Here is a 20032-nt window from a genome sequence, read left to right as displayed (position 1 = left end):
AGGCGAAGTCTAGGAACCCGACCCTCGCGCGCCGGGGTCGGGGCGCTCGGCGAGCAGGTGTGCCAGCACCGTCGGCTCGTCGCTGATGATCCCCGTGACTCCCAGGTCGAGCATCCTGTCCAGGGACTCCAGGTCGTTGACCGACCACGTCATCACCACCTCGACCAGGTCCGCGAGCCGCGCCACGGTGCCGGCGTCCAGCAGGTCGCGGTGCACCGAGACCCCGTGCACCCGGGAGCCGTGCTCCAGGCGTGAGAGCAGCCGGCGAAGCTCGCCGCGGTTCCGCGCCGAGAGCACCGGAAGGACCTGCGGCTCCTCGGCCAGCACCTCCACCGAGGGCCAGTGCCGGCCGCAGACCAGGATCGGGGCGTCGTGACCGAGGTCGCGCAGCAGCCGTGCGACCGCGCGCGCGGCGGCGGTGCGCCTGCCCTTGAGATCCAGCATGAAGGTGGTCCCGTGGCGATCCGCAGCCAGCAGTGCGGCCAGGCCCAGGCGGGGGGCCGACACCGAGGCAAGCTGCCACCGGTCCCACAGGAAGGGCAGTGGCCCGGCGGTCTTGAGGTGCCGGACCTCGAGGTTGCCCCGGTACTGGTGGATGTCGCACTCCACGACGTCGACCCCGAGCCGGTTGGCGGCCTCCAGCCCGGCCAGGGAGTTCCCGGCCCGGTGGGCGATGGCGAGCAGCGTCATGGCTCGGCCTGCTGCGTGAGGCGACGCCGTCGATGTCGGTGCTGCTCGGCGCGCCGGGCGACCGCGTCGCCGAGCAGGGCAAGGATGACCCCGGCGGCGACGTCGAGGACGTAGTGGTTGGCGGTGGCGACCACGGCCAGGCCCATCAGCACCGGCAGCACGAAGCCGATCACCCTGAGGGTGAGCGTGGACGCGGCGCTGAAGATGGCCATGCCGACCAGCAGGTCCCAGCCCGAGTGCAGGCTCGGCATGGCGGCGTACTGGTTGGTGAAGGCAGGAGGCTGCAGGACCCGGTAGGACTGGGAGTGGTCGGTGATGGTGTCCACCATGCCCAGGTTCGCCAGGCGTGGCGGCGCCAGGGGGTAGGTCACGAAGACCACCAAGCCCAGGGCTCCGGAGACCAGCATCGCGTCCCGCAGCCGGAGGAAGAGCTCGCGGTGGTGCCAGGCGAGCCAGATCATGGTCACCGTGATGACCGGCCAGTGACCCCAGATGTAGACCCAGTTCGCCATGGTGCGCAGCGACTCGGAGGGAGCCACCCAGGCCTGCAGCTGCGGCTCGAGCGCGATGCCCAGCCGTTCCTCCAGACCTTCCACCTGCGCGGCGTGAGCCAGTGCCACGTCGCGTGCGCCCTCGGTGTGGCCACGGACCAGGAAGTACCCGAAGACGCCGAACGCGACAGCGGCAGCCTGTCGCACCAGCCACCATGCAGGGGGGCGCCCCCAGCGGACCCGCGACGGTGAGCGAGTGCGCGGGATGAGGAGCGGCAGGGGCCGGTGCGGTTGCAGGTGCATGCATACCCTTCGTAGCGCCTGTCCATCTTGACCGAAGAGCAGGAGGAGCGCGAGTGGTTAGCCGTGCCGTGTGCCCCAGCGACAGCGCTGGTGGTGGGTGCGTCCGGGCCGCGCCCGGACCGCGATGTGGTGCTGGTCACCAGGCGCTCGGCACTTAGGGTGCCCTTCGTTGAAACCGACCCTTTAATAACGTAACAATCGTGTTGTGGAATTCGACCGGAGCACCGTGACGCCGCCTGTGGGCGACGCGTCGACACGCGATCGCGTGGCCCGGTCGATCCTGGAGAACGGCGCCTCCACCGCGGCCGAGCTCGCCGAGCGCCTCGCGCTCACTCCCGCAGCCGTGCGCCGCCACCTGGACCACATGGTCGCCGAGGGCGTCGTCGAGGGCCGCGAGCAGAAGGTCTACGGCAGCCGCGGACGCGGGCGTCCCGCCAAGGTGTTCGCGCTCACCGGTGCCGGCCGCGACCAGTTCGACCAGCAGTACGACGACCTGGCCGCCCAGGCCCTGCGCTTCCTGGCCGAGACCGGCGGCGACGACGCGGTGATGGAGTTCGCCCGGCGTCGGGTGGCCTACGTGGCCCCCGACTACGAGCGGATCATGGCTGCCGAGCCGCAGCTGAGCCCGGCCGAGGCGCTGGCCCGGGTCTTCTCCGCTCAGGGTTACGCCGCCAGCGTCCGCGAGCTTCCCCTCGCCGGTGCCGCTGACCAGCTGTGCCAGCAACACTGCCCCGTGTCCCACGTGGCCCACGAGTTTCCCCAGTTGTGCGAGGCCGAGACCGAGGCAATCGGCAAGGTCCTCGGCACGCACGTGCAGCGGCTGGCCACCATCGCCCACGGCGACGGTGTCTGCACCACCTGCATCCCGAAGAGCAAGGAAGGCTGACCATGACCTCCATCGAAGAGCTCAACCCGGAGCTGAAGGGCATCGGGCGCTACGAGTTCGGCTGGGCCGACAGCGACGCTGCCGGCTCGATCGCCAAGCGTGGACTCAACGAAGATGTCGTCCGCAACATCTCCGGACTGAAGTCCGAACCGCAGTGGATGCTCGACCTGCGCCTGAAGGGCCTCAAGCTCTTCCACCGCAAGCCCATGCCCACGTGGGGCTCGGACCTGTCGACGATCGACTTCGACAACATCAAGTACTTCGTCCGGTCCAGCGAGAAGCAGGCCACCAGCTGGGACGAGCTGCCCGAGGACATCAAGAACACCTACGACAAGCTCGGCATCCCCGAGGCGGAGAAGCAGCGCCTGGTCTCCGGTGTCGCGGCCCAGTACGAGTCCGAGGTCGTCTACCACTCGATCCGCGAGGACCTCGAGGAGCAGGGCGTCATCTTCGTCGACACCGACACCGCGCTCCGCGAGCACGAGGAGCTCTTCCGGGAGTACTTCGGCACCGTCATCCCGGTCGGCGACAACAAGTTCGCCGCGCTGAACACCAGCGTCTGGTCGGGCGGCTCGTTCATCTACGTGCCGAAGGGTGTGCACGTCGACATCCCGCTGCAGGCCTACTTCCGGATCAACACCGAGAACATGGGGCAGTTCGAGCGCACCCTGATCATCGTCGACGAGGACGCCTACGTGCACTACGTCGAGGGCTGCACGGCGCCGATCTACAGCTCGGACTCGCTGCACTCCGCGGTCGTGGAGATCATCGTGAAGAAGGGCGGCCGGTGCCGCTACACGACGATCCAGAACTGGTCCAACAACGTATACAACCTGGTGACCAAGCGTGCGACCTGCGACGCCGGCGCGACCATGGAGTGGGTCGACGGCAACATCGGCTCCAAGGTGACCATGAAGTACCCGGCCATCTACCTGATGGGCGAGCACGCCAAGGGCGAGACGCTCTCGATCGCGTTCGCGGGCGAGGGTCAGCACCAGGACGCCGGCGCCAAGATGGTGCACGCCGCTCCCAACACCTCCAGCTCCATCCTCAGCAAGTCGGTGGCCCGTGGCGGTGGCCGCACGTCGTACCGGGGCCTGATCCAGGTCAACGAGGGCGCGCACGGCTCGAAGTCCAACGTGCTCTGCGACGCGCTCCTGGTCGACCAGATCAGCCGCTCCGACACCTATCCCTACGTCGACATCCGTGAGGACGACGTCTCGATGGGTCACGAGGCCAGCGTCTCCAAGGTCTCCGACGACCAGCTCTTCTACCTCATGTCGCGAGGCATGGAGCAGGACGAGGCGATGGCGATGATCGTGCGCGGCTTCGTCGAGCCGATCGCCAAGGAGCTGCCCATGGAGTACGCCCTCGAGCTCAACCGCCTGATCGAGCTGCAGATGGAGGGCGCGGTCGGCTGACCGCTCCCTCTCCGACACCCGTTCCCCGCCCCAGAAGGAATTCTTAGTGACTGTGACCGAAGCCGCGCGCGAGAGCGTCGCGTCCGCCCTCGAGATGGAGAAGGTGGAGAGCCACCTCCACCCGCAGGGGTCGTTCGACGTGGCCGACCACCCGGTGCCCCAGGGCCGGGAGGAGATCTGGCGCTTCACGCCCCTCAAGCGTCTGCGAGGGCTGCATGCCGACGCCGTCCTCGGCGCCGGGGCGACCCGCTACGAGTGGAACACCCCCGACGGGGTCCGGGTGGCCGACGTCGCCGGCGACGAGGCTCGTGCGCTGCGCGGCATCTCCGGGCTGGTGCCGATCAGTCGCTTCGCGGCCCGGGTGCTGGCCGAGGTCGAGACCTCGCTGCTGGTCGACGTCCCGGCCGAGACCGAGGTCTCCGAGCCCGTGGTGGTCCAGCTGACCGGGACCGACGCGGCCGAGACCGAGGGTGGCCACGTCGCCCTCAGGTTCGGCAGGCACTCGCGGGCCACGGTGGTGCTCAACCACACCGGCAGCGCCGCCCTCGCCCAGGTCGTGGAGATCGAGGTGGGCGACGGCGCCGAGGTGACCGTGGTCTCGGTGCAGGACTGGGCCGACGACGCCGTGCACCTGACCCACACGCAGGCTCGGGTGGGCCGCGACGCGTCCTACAAGCACGCGGCGATCAGCTTCGGCGGCGACCTGGTCCGGATGGACGCCAACGTCACCTACGACGGGCCCGGTGGCTCCGCGGAGATGCTCGGCCTCTACTTCGCCGACGCCGGGCAGCACATCGAGCACCGGCTGTTCGCCGACCACACCGCTCCCAACACCAAGAGCCACGTGGTCTACAAGGGCGCGCTCCAGGGCCACAGGGCGCACACCGTGTGGGTGGGCAACGTGCTGATCCGCAAGGTCGCGGTCGGCATCGAGACCTACGAGGAGAACCGCAACCTCGTCCTGACCGACGGCTGCCAGGCCGACTCGGTGCCCAACCTGGAGATCGAGACCGGGGAGATCGAGGGAGCCGGGCACGCCTCGGCCACCGGTCGCTTCGACGACAACCAGCTCTTCTACCTGCGCTCCCGGGGGATCGAGGAGGCGGAGGCGCGGCGCTTGGTCGTGCACGGCTTCTTCAACGACCTCATCCGCAAGGTCGACGTCCCCGCCATCGAGGAGCGCCTCGTGGTCACGGTCGAGGCCGAGCTGGCCAAGAACGTCACCGGGAAGCACTTCTGATGGCGTTCGAACGTGTCTGCACGGTCGCGGAGGTCCCCGCCGACGAGGCGTTCGCGGCGAACGTCGACGGCGTCGACATCGCGGTGGCCCGGGACGGCGAGGAGATCTTCGCCGTCCAGGACCTCTGCTCCCACGCCCACGTGGCGCTCTCCGAGGGCGGGGTGGCGGACTGTGCGATCGAGTGCTGGCTGCACGGCTCCACCTTCGACCTGCGTACCGGCAAGCCGACCGTGCTGCCGGCGACCGAGCCGATCTCGACCTTCGGCGTGGAGCTGCGCGGCGATGAGGTCTACGTCGACGTGGCCACCCCCCTCAACGGCGTCCAGCCGTCCTGACGACAACTTTTCGACGAGCACCAGAGAGTAGAGAGACACACACATGAGCACCCTGGAGATCAACGACCTGCACGTCTCGGTCGACACCGAGGACGGTCCCAAGGAGATCCTGAAGGGCGTCACCCTCACCATCCGCGACGGCGAGACCCACGCGATCATGGGGCCCAACGGCTCGGGCAAGTCCACCCTCGCCTACTCGATCGCCGGTCACCCCAAGTACACCGTGACCGGGGGCACCGTGACGCTGGACGGCGAGGACGTGCTGGCAATGTCGGTCGACGGCCGCGCCCGCGCCGGACTGTTCCTGGCCATGCAGTACCCCGTGGAGGTTCCCGGGGTCTCCGTGTCGAACTTCCTGCGCACCGCAAAGACCGCCATCGACGGCGAGGCTCCCAAGCTCCGCACCTGGGTCAAGGACGTCAACGCCTCCCTCAAGGCGCTGGACCTCGACCCCAGCTTCGCCACCCGCTCGGTCAACGAGGGGTTCTCGGGCGGCGAGAAGAAGCGCCACGAGATCGCTCAGCTGGAGCTGCTGGCCCCGAAGGTCGCCGTGCTCGACGAGACCGACTCCGGCCTCGACATCGACGCCCTCAAGGTGGTCTCCGACGGCGTGAACCGCTTTGCTGCCGGCAAGGACAAGGGTGTCCTGCTGATCACCCACTACACGCGCATCCTGCGCTACATCAAGCCGGACTTCGTGCACGTCTTCGTCGACGGCCGGATCGCCGAGCAGGGCGGCCCCGAGCTTGCCGACCAGCTGGAGGCCGAGGGCTACGACAAGTACACCAAGGCAGCGTCCTGACATGACCCTCGCAGGTCTGCTCCCCGAGCTCGAGGTCATCAGGAAGGACTTCCCGATCCTCGAGCGCACGGTGGCGGGCGGGCAGCCGCTGGTCTACCTCGACAGCGCCAACACCTCCCAGAAGCCGCAGTGCGTCATCGACGCGATGGTCGACCACCTCGAGCACCACAACGCCAACATCTCCCGCGCGATGCACGCGCTCGGCGCCGAGGCCACGGAGGCCTTCGAGGCGGCCCGCGACAAGGTGGCCGACTTCATCGGAGCGCCCTCACGCGACGAGGTGATCTTCACCAAGAACGCCTCCGAGGCGCTGAACCTGGTGTCCAACACCCTGGCGTGGGCACGTGGTCCACTCCAGGTCGGTGAGGGCGACGAGATCCTCATCACCGAGATGGAGCACCACTCCAACATCGTGCCGTGGCAGCTGCTCGCGCAGCGGACCGGTGCCACGCTGCGCTGGATCGGCCTGACCGACGACGGCCAGCTGGAGCGGTCGAACCTGGGCGAGCTGATCAACGAGCGCACCAAGGTCGTCTCCTTCACCTGGGTGTCCAACATGCTGGGCACCATCAACCCGGTGGCCGAGATCGCCGCCCTGGCTCACCAGGTCGGCGCGCTGGTGGTGGTCGACGCCTCCCAGGCAGCGCCCCAGCTCCCGGTCGACGTGGTCGCCTCCGGTGCCGACTTCGTGGCCTTCACCGGGCACAAGGTCGTCGGACCGACCGGCATCGGTGTGCTGTGGGGCCGCCGCGAGGTGCTGGAGCAGCTCCCGCCGTTCCTCGGCGGGGGCGAGATGATCCAGACCGTCAGCATGGAGCGCTCGACCTACGCCGACATCCCGCACAAGTTCGAGGCCGGGACGCCGCCGATCGTGGAGGCCGTGGGCCTCGGCGCCGCCGTCGACTACCTCGCAGCCGTGGGGATGGAGGCGATCCACGCGCACGAGCAGGCGATCACGACGTACGCCCTGGAGGGCCTGGGGACGATCCCGGGTCTGCGCGTCCTGGGACCGTTGGACGCCGCCGCCCGCGGCGGTGCCATCGCCTTCGAGATCGACGGCGTGCATCCCCACGACGTGGCCCAGGTGCTGGACACCCGGGGGATCGCGGTCCGGGCGGGGCACCACTGTGCCAAGCCCGCCCACGCCCGCTTCGGGGTGCAGAGCTCGACCCGGATGTCGTCCTACCTGTACACCACTCCGGCGGAGATCGACGCGCTCGTCGAGGGCCTGGCCTACACCCGCTCCTACTTCAAGGTCGGGTGAGGGCGATGTCTGCTGAGCTCGACTCGCTGTACCAGGAGATCATCCTGGACCACTACAAGAACCCCCACCACGCCGGTCTGCGCGACCCGTTCGGCGCCGAGGTGCACCACGTCAACCCGACGTGCGGCGACGAGATCACGCTCCGGGTGCAGCTGGCGGGTGACACCGTCAGCGACGTGTCCTACGACGCCGCGGGCTGCTCGATCTCCCAGGCCTCGACCTCGGTGATGGCTGACCTGGTGATCGGTCGCCCCGTGGACGAGGCGATGGGGATCCACCAGGAGTTCCTGACCCTGATGCAGGGCAAGGGCAAGATCGAGCCGGACGAGGAGATCCTGGAGGACGGGATCGCCTTCGCCGGCGTCGCGAAGTTCCCCGCACGGGTCAAGTGCGCACTGCTGTCGTGGATGGCGTTCAAGGACGCGTGCACGCAGGTGCTCGGATCGACAACACCGGAGGAGAAAGCATGAACGAGACCACCACCCACTCCGACCTTCCCGAGGTCGACGTGGAGGCTCTGGCCTCCGGATCGTCGTCAGTCTCGCTGGAGGACGTGACCGAGGCGATGAAGGACGTCGTCGACCCCGAGCTGGGGATCAACGTCGTCGACCTCGGCCTGGTCTACGGAGTCCACCTCGACGCGGACTCGAACTGCGTCATCGACATGACCCTGACCTCGGCTGCCTGCCCGCTGACCGACGTCATCCAGGACCAGACGAACTCGGCGCTCGAGGGACTGGTCGGTGACGTGGCGATCAACTGGGTCTGGATGCCGCCGTGGGGCCCGGACAAGATCACCCCCGACGGCCGGGAGCAGCTGCGCGCCCTCGGCTTCAACGTCTGACCCGGCGGTGAACCTGCCGCCGCACCAGGAGTCGTCGACCGAGGTCGACGACTTCTGGAACCTGGCCAAGTTCCACGCCAAGCTCAACCACATGCCCGGCTACTTCGGCCCCACGGCCCTGGAGTCGGTGCGACCCCCGGTGTGGTCCTTCGGCGAGACCACCGAGGAGGCCGACCGCACCCTCGGCGCGCTGCTCGACGGGTCCCGCACGACCACCAGCACGCCCCACGCCGACTACGTCGCCGCCCAGGAGCCGCTGCCGGAGGTGGGAGCGCTGGGGATCGTCCTGGACGGTCGGGGTCAGCCGCGGGCCCTGGTGGCCACCACTGCGGTGGACGTGGTGCAGGGAGACGTCGTGGAGCACTTCTCCGTGCTCTACGCGGCCGGGCACTGAGCCGCGAGCCGGTGTCCTCGCTGCTCCTGCCCGCGAGCCGGGTGCCGCGGTGGGTGGAGAACTTCACATTGCGGCACGGGAGCGTGACCCTCGAGGTGAGCCAGGGCGAGCTGGCAGGGGTCGGCGCCGACGGCTCGACCTTCCGCGCGCGACTGCCCTGGTCCCGGGAGTACGCCGCGGGCCCCGACGTCGCGGAGTTCGTGGCCGCCCTGGCGCCACCGCAGGACTGGGGAGTGCTGCTGGTGCGCAAGGGCGGGTTCGCGGTGGCCCGCTGCTCGGGGGCGGACCTGGTGGAGCACAAGATCGGACAGCGCCACGTGCAGGGCCGCACCAAGGCCGGCGGGCAGAGTCAGCAGCGGTTCGCCCGCCGCAGGGACAACCAGGCGCGACAGGCGTACGAGGCTGCGACCGAGCACGCGGTGCGGATCCTGCGCCCCGGGCTGCTGGTCACCGGGGGCGACCGGACGGCGATCGCCGAGGTGCTCGCGGACCCACGGCTGCGCGGCATGCGCGTCGTGGAGGAGTGGCTGCCCGTGCCGGACCCGAGGCGATCGGTGTTGGACAAGGCGATCGCGGACGCCCAGGCCGCGCGCGTCGAGGTGAACAACGCCTGATCGGCTCCCGGCTCTGTCAGGATGTCGACATGTGGCGACCCGAGCCGGGCTGGCAGCGGTTACCCGGCGCTGGCCCGTCCACGCTCGGGGTGTGGGTCGCGCACGAGGACGACGGCGACGTGGTGGTCAAACGGCTCCTGGCACCTACCCCGCACGACCCGCCGGAATACCTCCAGCCGACGCACCCGGCGTACTGGCGACGTGCCGCCGAGGTGGCCGAGTCCGGCGTGGTGGCCCGGACCCCGGGACTGCGCGAGGCCGAGGTGGTGCGGGTCCGCGAGGACGCCGAGGGCATCACGCTGGTGCATCGCCGGGTCCCCGAGGCAGGCAGCTCGGGTCTGTTCCTGGCGCGCTCCGTGGGCCGGTTCGCCCAGGCTGAGGTGCCGGACCTGCCGTGGCTGGCGCGTGACCAGCTCGGCGCGCGCCTGTCCCAGGTGGAGCGGCGTGGCGGCTGGGCGACCCTGGACCGCACCCCGGTCGCGGACGTGGCCCATCATCTGTGGCTGCGTCGTGAGGCACTGCTCGGCCAGGTCGCCGCGTTGCCCCAGGTCCCCCAGCACGGCGACCCCGTCCCGGCCAACCTGCTGGGCCACCAGGGCGACGACGTGGTCGCCGTCGACTGGTCCACCCTCGGCCGCGGGCCCGTGGGGGGAGACCTCGGCTACCTGTCCCTGTCGACCCGGGAAGCCTTCGAGCCGTTGTTCATCGCCTACTTCACCGGGCTCCCCGACGGTCTCGCCTCGCCCGAACAGGTGCTGCTGGCGGCTCGGGTCACCGCCGTCTACACGGTCCTGACCCGGGCCGACTGGGCGCTCGCGCGTGTCGCCGGGGGAGAGGGCGCCCTGGCGGGCAAGTTCCGGCATCCCAGCGTGGCGCCGTACCTGCTGGCGATGCAGCGCCAGTTCACCCAGATCGAAGCGCTGCTGACCTGATCAGAGCTGCTTGGCGGAGAAGGTGTCGCACGCCCTCAGCGTGCCCTTGTCGTAGCCGGTCATGAACCAGCGCATCCGCTGCTCCGAGGAACCGTGGGTCCAGCCCTCGGGGTCCACCCGACCGCCCGACTGCTGCTGCATGCGGTCGTCGCCGACGGTCTTGGCCGAGTCCAGCGCCTCGTTGATGTCACCCTCGTCGAGGTCGAGGAAGATGCCGTCGCCGTCGCTGGCGTCGCGGGTCCACATGCCGGCGAAGCAGTCTGCCTGCAGCTCCAGCCGCACCGCGTCGGACTCGGGGCCCTGCTGGGTGCGCACGCGTCCCATCGTGCCGAGCAGGTTCTGGATGTGGTGGCCGTACTCGTGGCCCAGGACGTAGGGCTCCACGAAGTCGCCGCCCTCGCCGCCGAGCTGGCCCTCGAGGACGTCGGTGAAGAAGGTGGTGTCGAGGAAGATCTGCTGGTCGGCGGGGCAGTAGAACGGGCCGACCTGGGATGACGCCTGGCCACAGCCGGTGTCGACGGAGCCGGTGAAGGTGATGATCTGCGCCGGCGCCAGGTCGGTGCCACCCTGCTCGGGCAGGGTGGCGGTCCAGTAGTCCTCGAGCGAGACGGCCACCGCCTTGCGGGCGCAGTCGACGTCCTCGGCCGCGTCGGCGCCGCTCTGGCAGTGGGCGTAGCGCTCGCCGTCGGCCTGCAGCCCCGCAGCGGTGCCCTGCTGGCCGACGTCCAGCCCGGTGCCGCCTCCCGCACCCGTGGTTCCCCCGTCGCCCAGGCACTGGGTGAGCACGACGAACAGCACGATGATGACCAGGCCTCCGACACCGCCTCCGGCCTTGGCGCCGCCGGGCATCGGGAGGCGCATCCCACCGCCCCCCGTTCCTCTGCTGCCCCGACCGGCGTCGCCGACGCGACCGCGGCTGATGTCGGCCTTGGGGTTGAAGCGCATGGAGAGTCCTTCCGAGGGTGGCGTCGCCGATGAGGGAGGCGCGCTGCGGATACGTAGACTAACTACCCTCATGATCACAGCTCAGAACCTCGAGGTTCGCGCCGGAGCGCGACTCCTCATGCAGGACGTCAGCTTTCGAGTCGCAGCAGGGGACAAGGTCGGACTGGTCGGCCGCAACGGCGCCGGCAAGACCACCCTCACCAAGATCCTCGCCGGGGAGGCACAGCCCGCCTCGGGCACGGTGCTGGCCACCGGAGAGGTGGGCTACCTGCCACAGGACCCACGCATCGGCGACCCAGAGACCCTGGCCCGGGACCGGATCCTGTCGGCGCGCGGGCTCGACGACGTCGTACGGCGGCTGCGCGAGGCGGAGCAGGACATGGGCAGCGACGACCCCCAGGTCGCGGAACGGGGCATGAAGCGCTACTCGCGTGCCGACAACGAGCTGCACGCCGGAGGCGGCTACGCCGCGGAGTCCGAGGCCGCACAGATCGCCAGCAGCCTGGGCATCGCGGACCGGCTGCTCACCCAGCCGCTCAAGACGCTCAGCGGTGGTCAGCGACGCCGGGTCGAGCTGGCCCGGATCTTGTTCTCCGGCGCCGAGACGCTGCTGCTGGACGAGCCGACCAACCACCTCGACGCCGACTCCATCATCTGGCTGCGCGAGTTCCTCAAGGCCCACCGTGGCGGGCTGATCGTGATCAGCCACGACAACGACCTGCTGGAGACGACCGTCAACAAGGTCCTCCACCTGGACGCCAACCGCGAGACCATCGACGTCTACAACATGGGCTGGAAGGCCTACCTCACCCAGCGTGAGACCGACGAGCGGCGCCGCAAGCGCGAGCGCGCCAATGCCGAGTCCAAGGCCAAGACGCTGACCGACCAGGCCAACAAGATGCGTGCCAAGGCGAGCAAGGCCACGGCTGCCCAGTCCATGCTCAAGCGCGCCGAGAAGATGATGTCCGGGCTCGAGGGCGAGCGGCAGAGCGACAAGGTCGCGCACATCAAGTTCCCCGCGCCTGCCCCCTGCGGCAAGACTCCGCTCACCGCCCAGGAGCTGTCGAAGTCCTACGGCTCGCTGGAGGTGTTCACCGACGTCGACCTCGCCATCGACAAGGGATCGCGCGTGGTGATCCTGGGCTTCAACGGCGCGGGCAAGACGACGATGCTGCGGATCCTGGCCGGGGTGGACAAGCCCGACACCGGTGAGGTGATCCCCGGGCACGGCCTCAAGATCGGCTACTACGCCCAGGAGCACGAGACGCTCGACACCGAGCGGACGGTGCTGCAGAACATGCAGAGTGCCGCGCCCCAGCTCACCGACACCGAGGCGCGCTCGGTGCTGGGCTCGTTCCTGTTCTCCGGCGACGACGCCCACAAGCCCGCCAAGGTGCTCTCGGGCGGTGAGAAGACCCGTCTGGCGCTGGCCAGCCTGGTCGTCTCCAGCGCCAACGTCCTGCTGCTCGACGAGCCGACCAACAACCTCGACCCCGCCTCGCGCGAGGAGGTGTTGGCCGCGATCCGCACCTACGAAGGGGCGATCGTGCTGGTGACCCACGACGAGGGGGCCGTGAGGGCGCTGGAGCCGGACCGGGTGCTGCTGCTCCCCGACGGCGACGAGGACCTGTGGAACGAGAGCTACGCCGACCTGGTGTCGCTGGCCTGAGCCGTTTCGTACCGTACTCGCGAGTAACCTAGGATCTCACCATGACTCCCGAGGAACTCGCCACCGTCGGCCTGCGCTACGACCTTGCCGGCCCCGTCGCCACCATCACCTTGGACCGCCCCGAGGTCCGCAACGCCCAGACGCCTGCCATGTGGCGGGCACTGCGAGTCCTGGGCGACCAGCTCCCCGAGTCGGTGCGGGTGGTGGTCGTCACCGGTGCTGGGGAGACCTTCTCCGCCGGGCTCGACAAGGCGATGCTCGACCCGCGTGCGGCCGGTGGGAACACCGAGACCGTGGCAGGTCTCCTGGCCGGGACCGACGAGGAGATCTCGGCCACCATCGAGGTGTACCAGCAGGGGTTCACGTTCCTGCGGGACCCGCGCTTCGTCTCCATCGCGGCAGTGCGCGGCTACGCCGTCGGCGCCGGCTTCCAGCTCGCGCTCTCCTGCGACCTGCGGGTGGTCGCCGACGATGCCCAGTTCTGCATGAAGGAGTCGGCACTGGGCCTGGTCCCGGACCTCACGGGAACAAAACCGCTGGTCGAGGCCGTTGGATACGCCAGGGCGCTGGAGATCTGCGCCACGGCGCGCATGGTCGGTGCCGAGGAGGCAGTGCGTATCGGGCTCGCCCAGGCGTCGGTTCCGGCCGGGGACCTGGACGGTGCGGTCGCCCAGCTCGCCGGGGCCCTGACAGCACCCCTGCCGGACGCCGTACGGGAGACCAAGAAGCTCCTGCAGGGCGCAGCAGGGCGCGACCTGGACGAGCAGCGGCGGCTCGAGCGGGAAGCCCAGGTACGTAGGTTCCGGGAGATCGCCAGGATCTCCAGCGGGAGCTGAGCAGAGCGGCGCAGGCCGCGGAGGAGGGACGACGATGTCCTTGCAGATGGGGATGGGGCCGGCCTTCCGGCACATGCGGACCGACCGCGGGGTGGACGGGTCGCACCTGACCCGTGACACCCTGCGCCGGGTCCTGGAGTTCGCTCGACCGCACCGAAAGGTCATCACCGCGTTCTTGGGGTTGACCGTCCTGGACTCCGCGCTAGTGGTGGCCTCGCCGCTGCTGGTGCAGCGGCTCATCGACGACGGCATCCGCCAGGGTGACTCCCGGCTCGTCACCCTCCTCGCGCTGGGGATGGCCCTGGTGGCGGTGGTGGGGGCCCTGCTCACGGTGGGCGCCGGCTACCTCTCCTCACGCATCGGCGAAGGACTGATCTTCGACCTCCGCACCAAGGTCTTCGCGCACGTGCAGCGGCAGTCGCTCGCGTTCTTCACCCGCACCCAGACCGGCGCCCTGGTCTCCCGGTTGAACAACGACGTGATCGGCGCCCAGCGCGCCTTCACCTCCACCTTGTCCACCACCGTGTCCAGCCTCGTCTCGGCGGTAGTGGTCGGTGTCACGATGCTGTTCCTCAGCTGGCAGGTGACGCTGCTGTGCCTGTTGCTGTTCCCGATCCTGTTCGCTGCCTCCCGCTGGGTCAGCCGCCGGCTGGCGGGACTCACCCGCGAGCAGATGGACGGCAACGCCGACATGGGAAACGCCATGACAGAGCGCTTCAACGTCGGTGGCGCGCTGCTCCTCAAGCTCTTCGGGCGCAGCGACGTCGAGGACCGGGTCTTCGCGTCCAAGGCAGGGCGGGTCCGGGACCTGGGTGTGCAGATCTCGCTGATCACCAGGGTCTTCATGGCAACGATGCTGCTGGTCCCGGCCCTGGCGACCGCGCTGGTCTACGGGGTCGGTGGCCGCATGGTGATCTCCGGCTCGCTGTCGCTCGGCACCGTGCTGGCCCTGGGCATCCTGCTGCTCCGCCTCCTGGGACCGCTGCAGAACCTGTCCAACGTCCGGATCGACGTGATGACCGCCCTGGTCTCCTTCGACCGGGTCTTCGAGGTCCTCGACCTGCCTTCGACGATCCAGGAGAAGCCGGACGCCGTCGACCTGCCGCCCACAGCAGCCCGGCTGGAGTTCGACCACGTGGCCTTCCGCTACCCGCGCGCGGAAGAGGTCTCGCTGGCCTCTCTTGAGGGGGTCGCGCGGACCGACTCCCGGGAGTCCGGCCAGGTCCTGCACGACATCACCTTCACCGCGGAACCTGGCCAGATGGTGGCGCTGGTGGGGCCCTCGGGTGCCGGGAAGACCACCATCACCCACCTGGTGGCGCGCCTCTACGAGGTCGGCGCGGGCGCGGTGCGGGTGGGCGGCCAGGACGTGCGCGACGTCACCCTGAAGTCGTTGGAGGCAGTGGTCGGCTACGTCACCCAGGACTCCCACATGTTCCACGACACGATCCGCGCCAACCTGGTCTACGCCCGCCCTGGCGCCAGCGACCAGGAGATTTGGCAGGCCCTCGAGGCGGCCCAGATCGCTCGGCTGGTCCGCACCCTGCCCGACGGCCTGGACACGGTCGTGGGGGACCGGGGCTACCGGCTCTCCGGCGGCGAGCGCCAGCGGCTGGCCATCGCCAGACTGCTGCTCAAGGCGCCCTCGATCGTCGTCCTCGACGAGGCCACCGCGCATCTGGACAGCGAGTCCGAGGCCGCGGTGCAACGAGCGCTCGAGACCGCTCTGGAGGGCCGGACCTCGCTGGTCATCGCGCACCGGCTCTCCACCGTTCGCAAGGCCGACCAGATCCTGGTGGTCGAGGACGGTCGCGTCGTGCAGTCCGGCACGCACGAGCAGCTGCTCGCCTCCGGCGGGCTGTACGCCGACCTCTACCGGCAGCAGTTCTTCGCCGAGCCCTCCGCGCCTCAGCTGACCTGACCGCGCGGGCCGCCGTAGGGGTGCAGGTGCGCGGTCTGGGCGGGTCAGATTCGAGCGGTGTCCTGCGCTCCGTCGCGGGACGGGACGTCGTCCGGCTCGCCCGAGCTCTTCCCGTCGCCTCGCCGGGCCGAGCGGCGGTGCCCTTGCTGGGTCGGCGTGCGCCGGTCACGCAGCTCGTCGTAGAGCAGGTAGAAGAAGCCGAAGACGGCCAGCGCACCGAAGAACCACCACTGCAGGCCGTAGAAGAAGTGCGGTCCCTCGTCGAGCTCCGGCAAGTCCGTGGGGGACAGGGGAGTGGCCGGCTCCGGGGACTCGCTCCGCGCGGCGACGAACCCGCCGAGCACCTCGCGGTCCAGCGCCTCGCCGATGCGCTCGCTTGAGATGGCGCGCGTGCTCTGGTCCACCACCTGGGTGCTGTCGCCCTCCGCGTCGGCCCGCACCCAGCCGGTCACGGTGACGGTCCCGGAGGGGGGAGCGGGAAGATCGTCAGGCACCTCGCCACGGTTGGCGGTCGGCCACCAGCCGCGGTCCACCAGCAGGGAGGTCCCGTTCGCCAGCTCCAGTGGAACCACGGACTGGACGCCGGACTTGCTGTCGCGGGTGCGGTAGCGGACCACCACGGTGTCCTCGGTGGCGTAGGTCCCGGTGGCCTCCACCAGACGCCACTCGTCACCGGCCTGCACGGTTCGTCCCACGCCGAGGACCTCGGTCACCGGGGCGGGCGGCAGGTTCTCATTGCGTTGAACCAGCTCGTTGCGTTCGCGCCGGTCCTCGAGCCGGTGGAACTGCCACTGTCCGAGCAGCACGGCGGCATACGAGAGGACCACCACCGCCACGAAGAAGAGGGCCCACCGCTTGCTGACCAGAAACCCCAGACGATGCACACCCCGAGGTTATCTCTGCCCCTGTAGCGATGAGGCGCCAGCACCTATGCTCGAGAGATGGTGCAGCCGCTGGAGGACCTCTACGGTCGGGTCGCGACCGACTTGCGCGTGTCGCTGACCGACCGGTGCAACCTCCGGTGCTCCTACTGCATGCCGGCGGAGGGGCTGGAGTGGCTGCCGGACGAGGCAACGCTCAGCGACGACGAAGTCGTCCGTCTGGTGACCATCGGCGTCCGGATGCTCGGGGTGCGGGAGGTGCGGTTCACGGGGGGCGAGCCCCTGGTACGCCGCGGACTCGTCGAGATCGTCCGCCGAACCCATGACCTGGGCGGTGTGGAGACGTCGATCACCACGAACGCGCTGGGACTGCAGCGCACCGCGGTCGCCCTGCGCGAGGCAGGTCTGCACCGGGTCAACGTCAGCCTGGACACGGTTCGTCCCGACACGTTCGCCCAGATCACCCGCCGGGACCGGTTCCACGACGTGGTCGCCGGCCTCGCTGCGGCCAAGGCTGCCGGCCTGGGACCGGTGAAGGTCAACGCGGTGCTGCTCCGGGGCGTGAACGACGACCAGGCGCCCGAGCTGCTGCGCTGGTGCCTGGAGCGTGGCTACGAGCTCCGCTTCATCGAGCAGATGCCGCTGGACGCCCAGCACGCCTGGAACCGTACGGCGATGGTGACGGCAGAGGAGATCTTCGCCGCCCTGGACCGCGAGTTCACCCTGACGCCGGCCGTGGAGCCGCGCGGCAGCGACCCCGCGGAGCTCTTCCTGGTCGATGGTGGTCCCGGGACTGTGGGAGTCATCGCGTCGGTGACCCGGCCGTTCTGCGGCGACTGCGACCGGGTGCGCCTCACCGCCGACGGTCAGGTGCGCAACTGCCTGTTCGCCCGCCAGGAGTCCGACCTGAGGACCGCGATGCGCGCCGGAGCGAGCGACCAGGAGCTCGCTGACCGGTGGATCGTGGCCATGCGCGGCAAGCTCGCCGGCCACGGCATCGACGATCCGTCGTTCCTCCAGCCGGACCGACCGATGTCAGCGATCGGCGGCTGACTCCGAGGGGTGCGCGACCACGTCCTTGAGGAAGGCTCGCGCGCCCAGGAAGTCCGCCAGCGAGGACCGGTGAGTCTCGCAGGCCAGCCAGGTCTTGCGACGCTCCGGGGTGTGCAGCTTGGGGTTGTTCCACAGCAGCGCCCACACGGCGGGCGAGGTGCAGCCCTTCGCCGAGCAGGTGTCAGGCTCCACCGGCGACACGGAGGCGCTCACTCCGGACCCCCCGGCAGCGAGCCCGGGGAGCGTCCCGGGAGCTCATGACCCGCGGGCGCACCGCGCAGCGCGAACGCGTCGGACCGGTTGTCGGTGCCGTTGGCCAGGACCACCGCGACGTAGGGCAGCAGCACGGCCCCGGCGATCAGCACCCAGCGCAGCCAGCCCGGCCCGACGGCGACGGCGGCCAGGAAGCACACGGTGCGGATCGTCATGGAGATGACGTATCGGCGCTGCCGGTGCGAGATCTCCTCCTGGCGGTTGGTCGCCGCCGTGGTGATCCGGACGGGGTCGCCGTCCGGGGAGGGGCGCCTGCTTGACATGAGTGGAGTCTACGTCGGCCCCGGAATCGCTAGAGTCGGCGCCATGTCAGATCGAACCTATCGAGTCACCGAGATCGTCGGCACCTCCCCGTTGGGGGTCGACCAGGCCATCCGCAACGGGATCGAGCGAGCCGGGAAGACGCTGCGCCACATCGACTGGTTCGAGGTGACACAGGTGCGGGGCCAGGCCAAGGACGGGCAGGTGGAGCACTTCCAGGTGTCGATGAAGGTCGGCTTCCGGCTCGAGGACGAGTAGCGGTGCAGCCTTTTTCGCGTACCCCTGGGTAATCACTAGCGTCTGGTGGCGTGACCCAGCCGACATCCGCCCAGCCTGAAGTCCGAGCTCCTCGGTCCGTCCTCGTCACCGGGGGCAACCGCGGGATAGGCCGCGCAGTGGCCCTGGCCTTCCTGGCCGCGGGAGACCGCGTCGCGGTCACCAGTCGCTCCGGGGGCGGACCGGAAGGTGCGCTGCACCTGCGCTGCGACGTCACCGATCCCGCCGCGGTGGATGCCGCCTTCGCGATCATCGAGGAGCAGCACGGGCCCGTGGAGGTGCTCGTGGCGAACGCCGGGATCACCTCCGACACCCTGCTGCTGCGGATGTCGGAGGAGGACTGGTCCTCGGTGATCGAAACCAACCTGACGGGATCGTTCCGACTGGCCAAGAGAGCCGCCAGAGGAATGCTCCGGATGCGTCGCGGGCGCATCATCCTGATCTCCTCCGTGGTCGGGATGCTCGGATCAGCGGGCCAGGTCAACTACGCCGCTTCCAAGGCGGGCCTCGTCGGTATGGCGCGCTCCCTGGCCCGGGAGCTCGGCAGCCGGGGGATCACCACCAACGTGGTCGCCCCGGGCTTCGTGGAGACCGACATGACCGCAGTGCTCGGGGACGAGCAGCGGGAGACGATCAGGGCCCAGGTACCGCTGGGCCGATACGCGACGCCGGACGAGGTCGCCTCGGCGGTCACCTGGCTCGCCTCAGACGGAGCGGCCTACGTCACCGGGGCAGTCATCCCGGTCGACGGCGGCCTCGGCATGGGACATTGAGGGAGCGGGACATGGGAATTCTGGACGGCAAGCGGATCCTCGTCGCGGGCGTCACGATGGAGAGCTCGATCGGGTTCGCCACGGCGCGAGTGGCCCAGGAGCAGGGCGCCGAGGTGCTCATCTCCAACTTCGGCCGGGCGTTGGGCATCACCCGACGCATCGCCAAGCGGTTGCCCACCGAGCCGCCGGTGCTCGAGCTCGACGTGACCGACCAGTCTCACCTGGACTCGCTCGCCGAGCAGGTGCGTGAGCACGTCGACGGCCTCGACGGCGTGGTCCACTCCATCGCCTACGGCAACCCGGCGACCCTGCTCGGCGGCAAGTTCCTCTCCGGGCCCTGGGAGGACGTCGCCCAGGCGGTCCAGGTCTCCGCCTACTCGCTCAAGTCGCTGGCGGTGGCGGCGCGCCCGCTGATGGGAGCCGGTGGCTCCCTGGTCGGGCTCACCTTCGACGCCACGACCGCCTGGCCGGCGTACGACTGGATGGGGGTGGCGAAGGCCGGCCTGGAGTCAACCTCGCGCTACCTCGCGCGAGACCTGGGCCCGGACGGCATCCGCTGCAACCTCGTCTCGGCCGGTCCGCTCAAGACTTTGGCCGCCAAGGCGATCCCCGGGTTCGAGGACCTGGAGTCGGCCTGGAAGGAACGCGCCCCCCTCGGCTGGGACGAGACCGACCACACGCCGACGGCTCGCGCGGTGGTGGCGCTGCTCTCGGACTTCTTTCCCGCGACCACGGGGGAGATCGTGCACGTGGACGGCGGCTTCCACGCGATGGGCCTCTGACCCGGGCGGCGCGAGCGGCGCCGTAGCCCTTGGTTACGGTTCGCTCCATGAGTTCACTGGTCGAGCTGAGGGTCCTGGAAGGACCCAATCTGTACTTCCCCCGTGCCGCGATCAAGCTCACCCTGGACGTCGGTGCCATCTCGGAC

At 69.8% G+C, this 20032-nt stretch carries 24 protein-coding genes; 18 read left to right on the top strand and 6 right to left on the bottom strand.

The genetic code is table 11. The features are described from left to right. Positions 1-9: 9 nt before the first annotated feature. Entirely contained in the window at positions 10-690 is a 681-nt protein-coding gene (locus C5H89_RS08405) for a glycerophosphodiester phosphodiesterase (protein WP_104106552.1), read from the bottom strand. Then, positions 687-1388 (bottom strand): phosphatase PAP2 family protein, encoded by a 702-nt coding sequence (locus C5H89_RS08400; protein WP_240181771.1) that lies wholly within the window; start codon positions 1386-1388, stop codon positions 687-689. Before C5H89_RS08400 ends, C5H89_RS08405 begins: the two co-directional genes overlap by 4 nt. A 361-nt stretch (positions 1389-1749) precedes the next feature. Between C5H89_RS08400 and C5H89_RS08395 the strand changes: the two genes are divergently transcribed. From C5H89_RS08395 to C5H89_RS08345, 11 genes are read left to right on the top strand one after another with little or no spacing between them, the layout of a single operon-like run. Then, complete coding sequence (locus tag C5H89_RS08395; RefSeq protein ID WP_240181770.1) at positions 1750-2370, top strand: winged helix-turn-helix transcriptional regulator; 621 nt, start codon at positions 1750-1752, stop codon at positions 2368-2370. Between the two features lie 2 nt (positions 2371-2372). After that, positions 2373-3791: a Fe-S cluster assembly protein SufB gene (gene sufB, locus C5H89_RS08390; protein ID WP_104106549.1), complete on the top strand. Its 1419-nt coding sequence runs from the start codon at positions 2373-2375 to the stop codon at positions 3789-3791. A 46-nt stretch (positions 3792-3837) separates the two neighbouring features. Further along, on the top strand, positions 3838-5031 hold the full coding sequence (gene sufD, locus C5H89_RS08385; protein ID WP_240181769.1) for a Fe-S cluster assembly protein SufD: 1194 nt from the start codon (positions 3838-3840) through the stop codon (positions 5029-5031). Then, complete coding sequence (locus C5H89_RS08380; protein WP_104106548.1) at positions 5031-5366, top strand: non-heme iron oxygenase ferredoxin subunit; 336 nt, start codon at positions 5031-5033, stop codon at positions 5364-5366. The genes sufD and C5H89_RS08380 overlap by 1 nt, the downstream gene beginning before the upstream one ends. A 43-nt stretch (positions 5367-5409) precedes the next feature. Next, positions 5410-6168 carry a Fe-S cluster assembly ATPase SufC gene (sufC, locus tag C5H89_RS08375; protein WP_104106547.1) on the top strand — a complete coding sequence of 253 codons (759 nt, stop codon included), beginning with the start codon at positions 5410-5412 and terminating at the stop codon, positions 6166-6168. A gap of 1 nt (position 6169) precedes the next feature. After that, a complete protein-coding gene (locus C5H89_RS08370) occupies positions 6170-7432 on the top strand; it encodes a cysteine desulfurase (RefSeq protein WP_104106546.1) in 1263 nt (420 codons plus the stop codon). Positions 7433-7437: 5 nt separating this feature from the next. Further along, the gene (gene sufU, locus C5H89_RS08365) at positions 7438-7902 is read left to right on the top strand and encodes a Fe-S cluster assembly sulfur transfer protein SufU (RefSeq protein ID WP_104106545.1); all 465 of its coding nucleotides are present in this window, start codon (positions 7438-7440) and stop codon (positions 7900-7902) included. Continuing rightward, the gene (locus C5H89_RS08360) at positions 7899-8276 is read left to right on the top strand and encodes a metal-sulfur cluster assembly factor (RefSeq protein WP_101524542.1); all 378 of its coding nucleotides are present in this window, start codon (positions 7899-7901) and stop codon (positions 8274-8276) included. The genes sufU and C5H89_RS08360 overlap by 4 nt, the downstream gene beginning before the upstream one ends. A 7-nt stretch (positions 8277-8283) precedes the next feature. Further along, positions 8284-8670 (top strand): hypothetical protein, encoded by a 387-nt coding sequence (locus C5H89_RS08355; protein WP_104106544.1) that lies wholly within the window; start codon positions 8284-8286, stop codon positions 8668-8670. A gap of 11 nt (positions 8671-8681) precedes the next feature. Beyond that, on the top strand, positions 8682-9284 hold the full coding sequence (locus C5H89_RS08350; RefSeq protein WP_104106543.1) for an acVLRF1 family peptidyl-tRNA hydrolase: 603 nt from the start codon (positions 8682-8684) through the stop codon (positions 9282-9284). A gap of 29 nt (positions 9285-9313) precedes the next feature. Continuing rightward, positions 9314-10216 carry a phosphotransferase gene (locus C5H89_RS08345; protein ID WP_104106542.1) on the top strand — a complete coding sequence of 301 codons (903 nt, stop codon included), beginning with the start codon at positions 9314-9316 and terminating at the stop codon, positions 10214-10216. On the opposite strand, the gene C5H89_RS08340 is transcribed toward C5H89_RS08345, so the two are convergent. Next, the gene (locus C5H89_RS08340; RefSeq protein ID WP_104106541.1) at positions 10217-11161 is read right to left on the bottom strand and encodes a neutral zinc metallopeptidase; all 945 of its coding nucleotides are present in this window, start codon (positions 11159-11161) and stop codon (positions 10217-10219) included. Between the two features lie 70 nt (positions 11162-11231). Here C5H89_RS08340 and C5H89_RS08335 point away from each other — a divergent pair, with 70 nt between their 5' ends. Genes C5H89_RS08335 through C5H89_RS08325 form a run of 3 tightly spaced genes read left to right on the top strand, consistent with a single transcriptional unit; the run spans position 11232 to position 15587 of the window. Continuing rightward, positions 11232-12830: an ABC-F family ATP-binding cassette domain-containing protein gene (locus C5H89_RS08335; RefSeq protein ID WP_104106540.1), complete on the top strand. Its 1599-nt coding sequence runs from the start codon at positions 11232-11234 to the stop codon at positions 12828-12830. A 41-nt stretch (positions 12831-12871) separates the two neighbouring features. Beyond that, positions 12872-13666 carry an enoyl-CoA hydratase/isomerase family protein gene (locus C5H89_RS08330; RefSeq protein ID WP_104106539.1) on the top strand — a complete coding sequence of 265 codons (795 nt, stop codon included), beginning with the start codon at positions 12872-12874 and terminating at the stop codon, positions 13664-13666. Between the two features lie 34 nt (positions 13667-13700). Beyond that, on the top strand, positions 13701-15587 hold the full coding sequence (locus tag C5H89_RS08325; RefSeq protein WP_104106538.1) for an ABC transporter ATP-binding protein: 1887 nt from the start codon (positions 13701-13703) through the stop codon (positions 15585-15587). A gap of 44 nt (positions 15588-15631) precedes the next feature. Here C5H89_RS08325 and C5H89_RS08320 read toward each other — a convergent pair whose 3' ends face one another. Then, complete coding sequence (locus C5H89_RS08320; protein ID WP_104106537.1) at positions 15632-16471, bottom strand: SURF1 family protein; 840 nt, start codon at positions 16469-16471, stop codon at positions 15632-15634. A gap of 57 nt (positions 16472-16528) precedes the next feature. Here C5H89_RS08320 and moaA point away from each other — a divergent pair, with 57 nt between their 5' ends. Continuing rightward, positions 16529-17521 (top strand): GTP 3',8-cyclase MoaA, encoded by a 993-nt coding sequence (gene moaA, locus C5H89_RS08315; protein WP_104106536.1) that lies wholly within the window; start codon positions 16529-16531, stop codon positions 17519-17521. Here moaA and C5H89_RS08310 read toward each other — a convergent pair. Together C5H89_RS08310 and C5H89_RS08305 are read right to left on the bottom strand one after the other, a co-directional pair. Beyond that, positions 17504-17734 carry an acetone carboxylase gene (locus C5H89_RS08310; protein WP_104106535.1) on the bottom strand — a complete coding sequence of 77 codons (231 nt, stop codon included), beginning with the start codon at positions 17732-17734 and terminating at the stop codon, positions 17504-17506. The two genes, moaA and C5H89_RS08310, sit on opposite strands and share 18 nt — an antisense overlap. After that, positions 17731-18057: a DUF3099 domain-containing protein gene (locus tag C5H89_RS08305; RefSeq protein ID WP_101524532.1), complete on the bottom strand. Its 327-nt coding sequence runs from the start codon at positions 18055-18057 to the stop codon at positions 17731-17733. Before C5H89_RS08305 ends, C5H89_RS08310 begins: the two co-directional genes overlap by 4 nt. A 43-nt stretch (positions 18058-18100) precedes the next feature. Here C5H89_RS08305 and C5H89_RS08300 point away from each other — a divergent pair, with 43 nt between their 5' ends. From C5H89_RS08300 to fabI, 3 genes are read left to right on the top strand one after another with little or no spacing between them, the layout of a single operon-like run. Next, a complete protein-coding gene (locus C5H89_RS08300) occupies positions 18101-18313 on the top strand; it encodes a dodecin (protein WP_101524531.1) in 213 nt (70 codons plus the stop codon). A 50-nt stretch (positions 18314-18363) separates the two neighbouring features. Next, on the top strand, positions 18364-19104 hold the full coding sequence (gene fabG / locus C5H89_RS08295; RefSeq protein WP_104106534.1) for a 3-oxoacyl-ACP reductase FabG: 741 nt from the start codon (positions 18364-18366) through the stop codon (positions 19102-19104). A gap of 11 nt (positions 19105-19115) precedes the next feature. Beyond that, a complete protein-coding gene (gene fabI / locus C5H89_RS08290) occupies positions 19116-19886 on the top strand; it encodes an enoyl-ACP reductase FabI (RefSeq protein WP_104106533.1) in 771 nt (256 codons plus the stop codon). Positions 19887-20032 lie beyond the last annotated feature (146 nt).

Source organism: Nocardioides sp. 616, from assembly GCF_002930065.1.
GTDB lineage: Bacteria > Actinomycetota > Actinomycetes > Propionibacteriales > Nocardioidaceae > Nocardioides > Nocardioides houyundeii.
The sequence above is the reverse complement of the archived record's forward strand: the minus strand, read 5'-3'. Positions and strand labels throughout refer to the sequence as shown.

Coding starts and splice junctions, on each gene's coding strand:
- sufB (WP_104106549.1), top strand. CDS start 2,373: ATGACCTCCATCGAAGAGCTCAACCCGGAGCTGAAGGGCATCGGGCGC.
- C5H89_RS08305 (WP_101524532.1), bottom strand. CDS start 18,057: ATGTCAAGCAGGCGCCCCTCCCCGGACGGCGACCCCGTCCGGATCACC.
- C5H89_RS08335 (WP_104106540.1), top strand. CDS start 11,232: ATGATCACAGCTCAGAACCTCGAGGTTCGCGCCGGAGCGCGACTCCTC.
- fabI (WP_104106533.1), top strand. CDS start 19,116: ATGGGAATTCTGGACGGCAAGCGGATCCTCGTCGCGGGCGTCACGATG.
- C5H89_RS08330 (WP_104106539.1), top strand. CDS start 12,872: ATGACTCCCGAGGAACTCGCCACCGTCGGCCTGCGCTACGACCTTGCC.
- C5H89_RS08370 (WP_104106546.1), top strand. CDS start 6,170: ATGACCCTCGCAGGTCTGCTCCCCGAGCTCGAGGTCATCAGGAAGGAC.
- C5H89_RS08300 (WP_101524531.1), top strand. CDS start 18,101: ATGTCAGATCGAACCTATCGAGTCACCGAGATCGTCGGCACCTCCCCG.
- C5H89_RS08325 (WP_104106538.1), top strand. CDS start 13,701: ATGTCCTTGCAGATGGGGATGGGGCCGGCCTTCCGGCACATGCGGACC.
- moaA (WP_104106536.1), top strand. CDS start 16,529: ATGGTGCAGCCGCTGGAGGACCTCTACGGTCGGGTCGCGACCGACTTG.
- C5H89_RS08340 (WP_104106541.1), bottom strand. CDS start 11,161: ATGCGCTTCAACCCCAAGGCCGACATCAGCCGCGGTCGCGTCGGCGAC.
- sufU (WP_104106545.1), top strand. CDS start 7,438: ATGTCTGCTGAGCTCGACTCGCTGTACCAGGAGATCATCCTGGACCAC.
- C5H89_RS08405 (WP_104106552.1), bottom strand. CDS start 690: ATGACGCTGCTCGCCATCGCCCACCGGGCCGGGAACTCCCTGGCCGGG.
- C5H89_RS08380 (WP_104106548.1), top strand. CDS start 5,031: ATGGCGTTCGAACGTGTCTGCACGGTCGCGGAGGTCCCCGCCGACGAG.
- sufC (WP_104106547.1), top strand. CDS start 5,410: ATGAGCACCCTGGAGATCAACGACCTGCACGTCTCGGTCGACACCGAG.
- C5H89_RS08345 (WP_104106542.1), top strand. CDS start 9,314: ATGTGGCGACCCGAGCCGGGCTGGCAGCGGTTACCCGGCGCTGGCCCG.
- C5H89_RS08360 (WP_101524542.1), top strand. CDS start 7,899: ATGAACGAGACCACCACCCACTCCGACCTTCCCGAGGTCGACGTGGAG.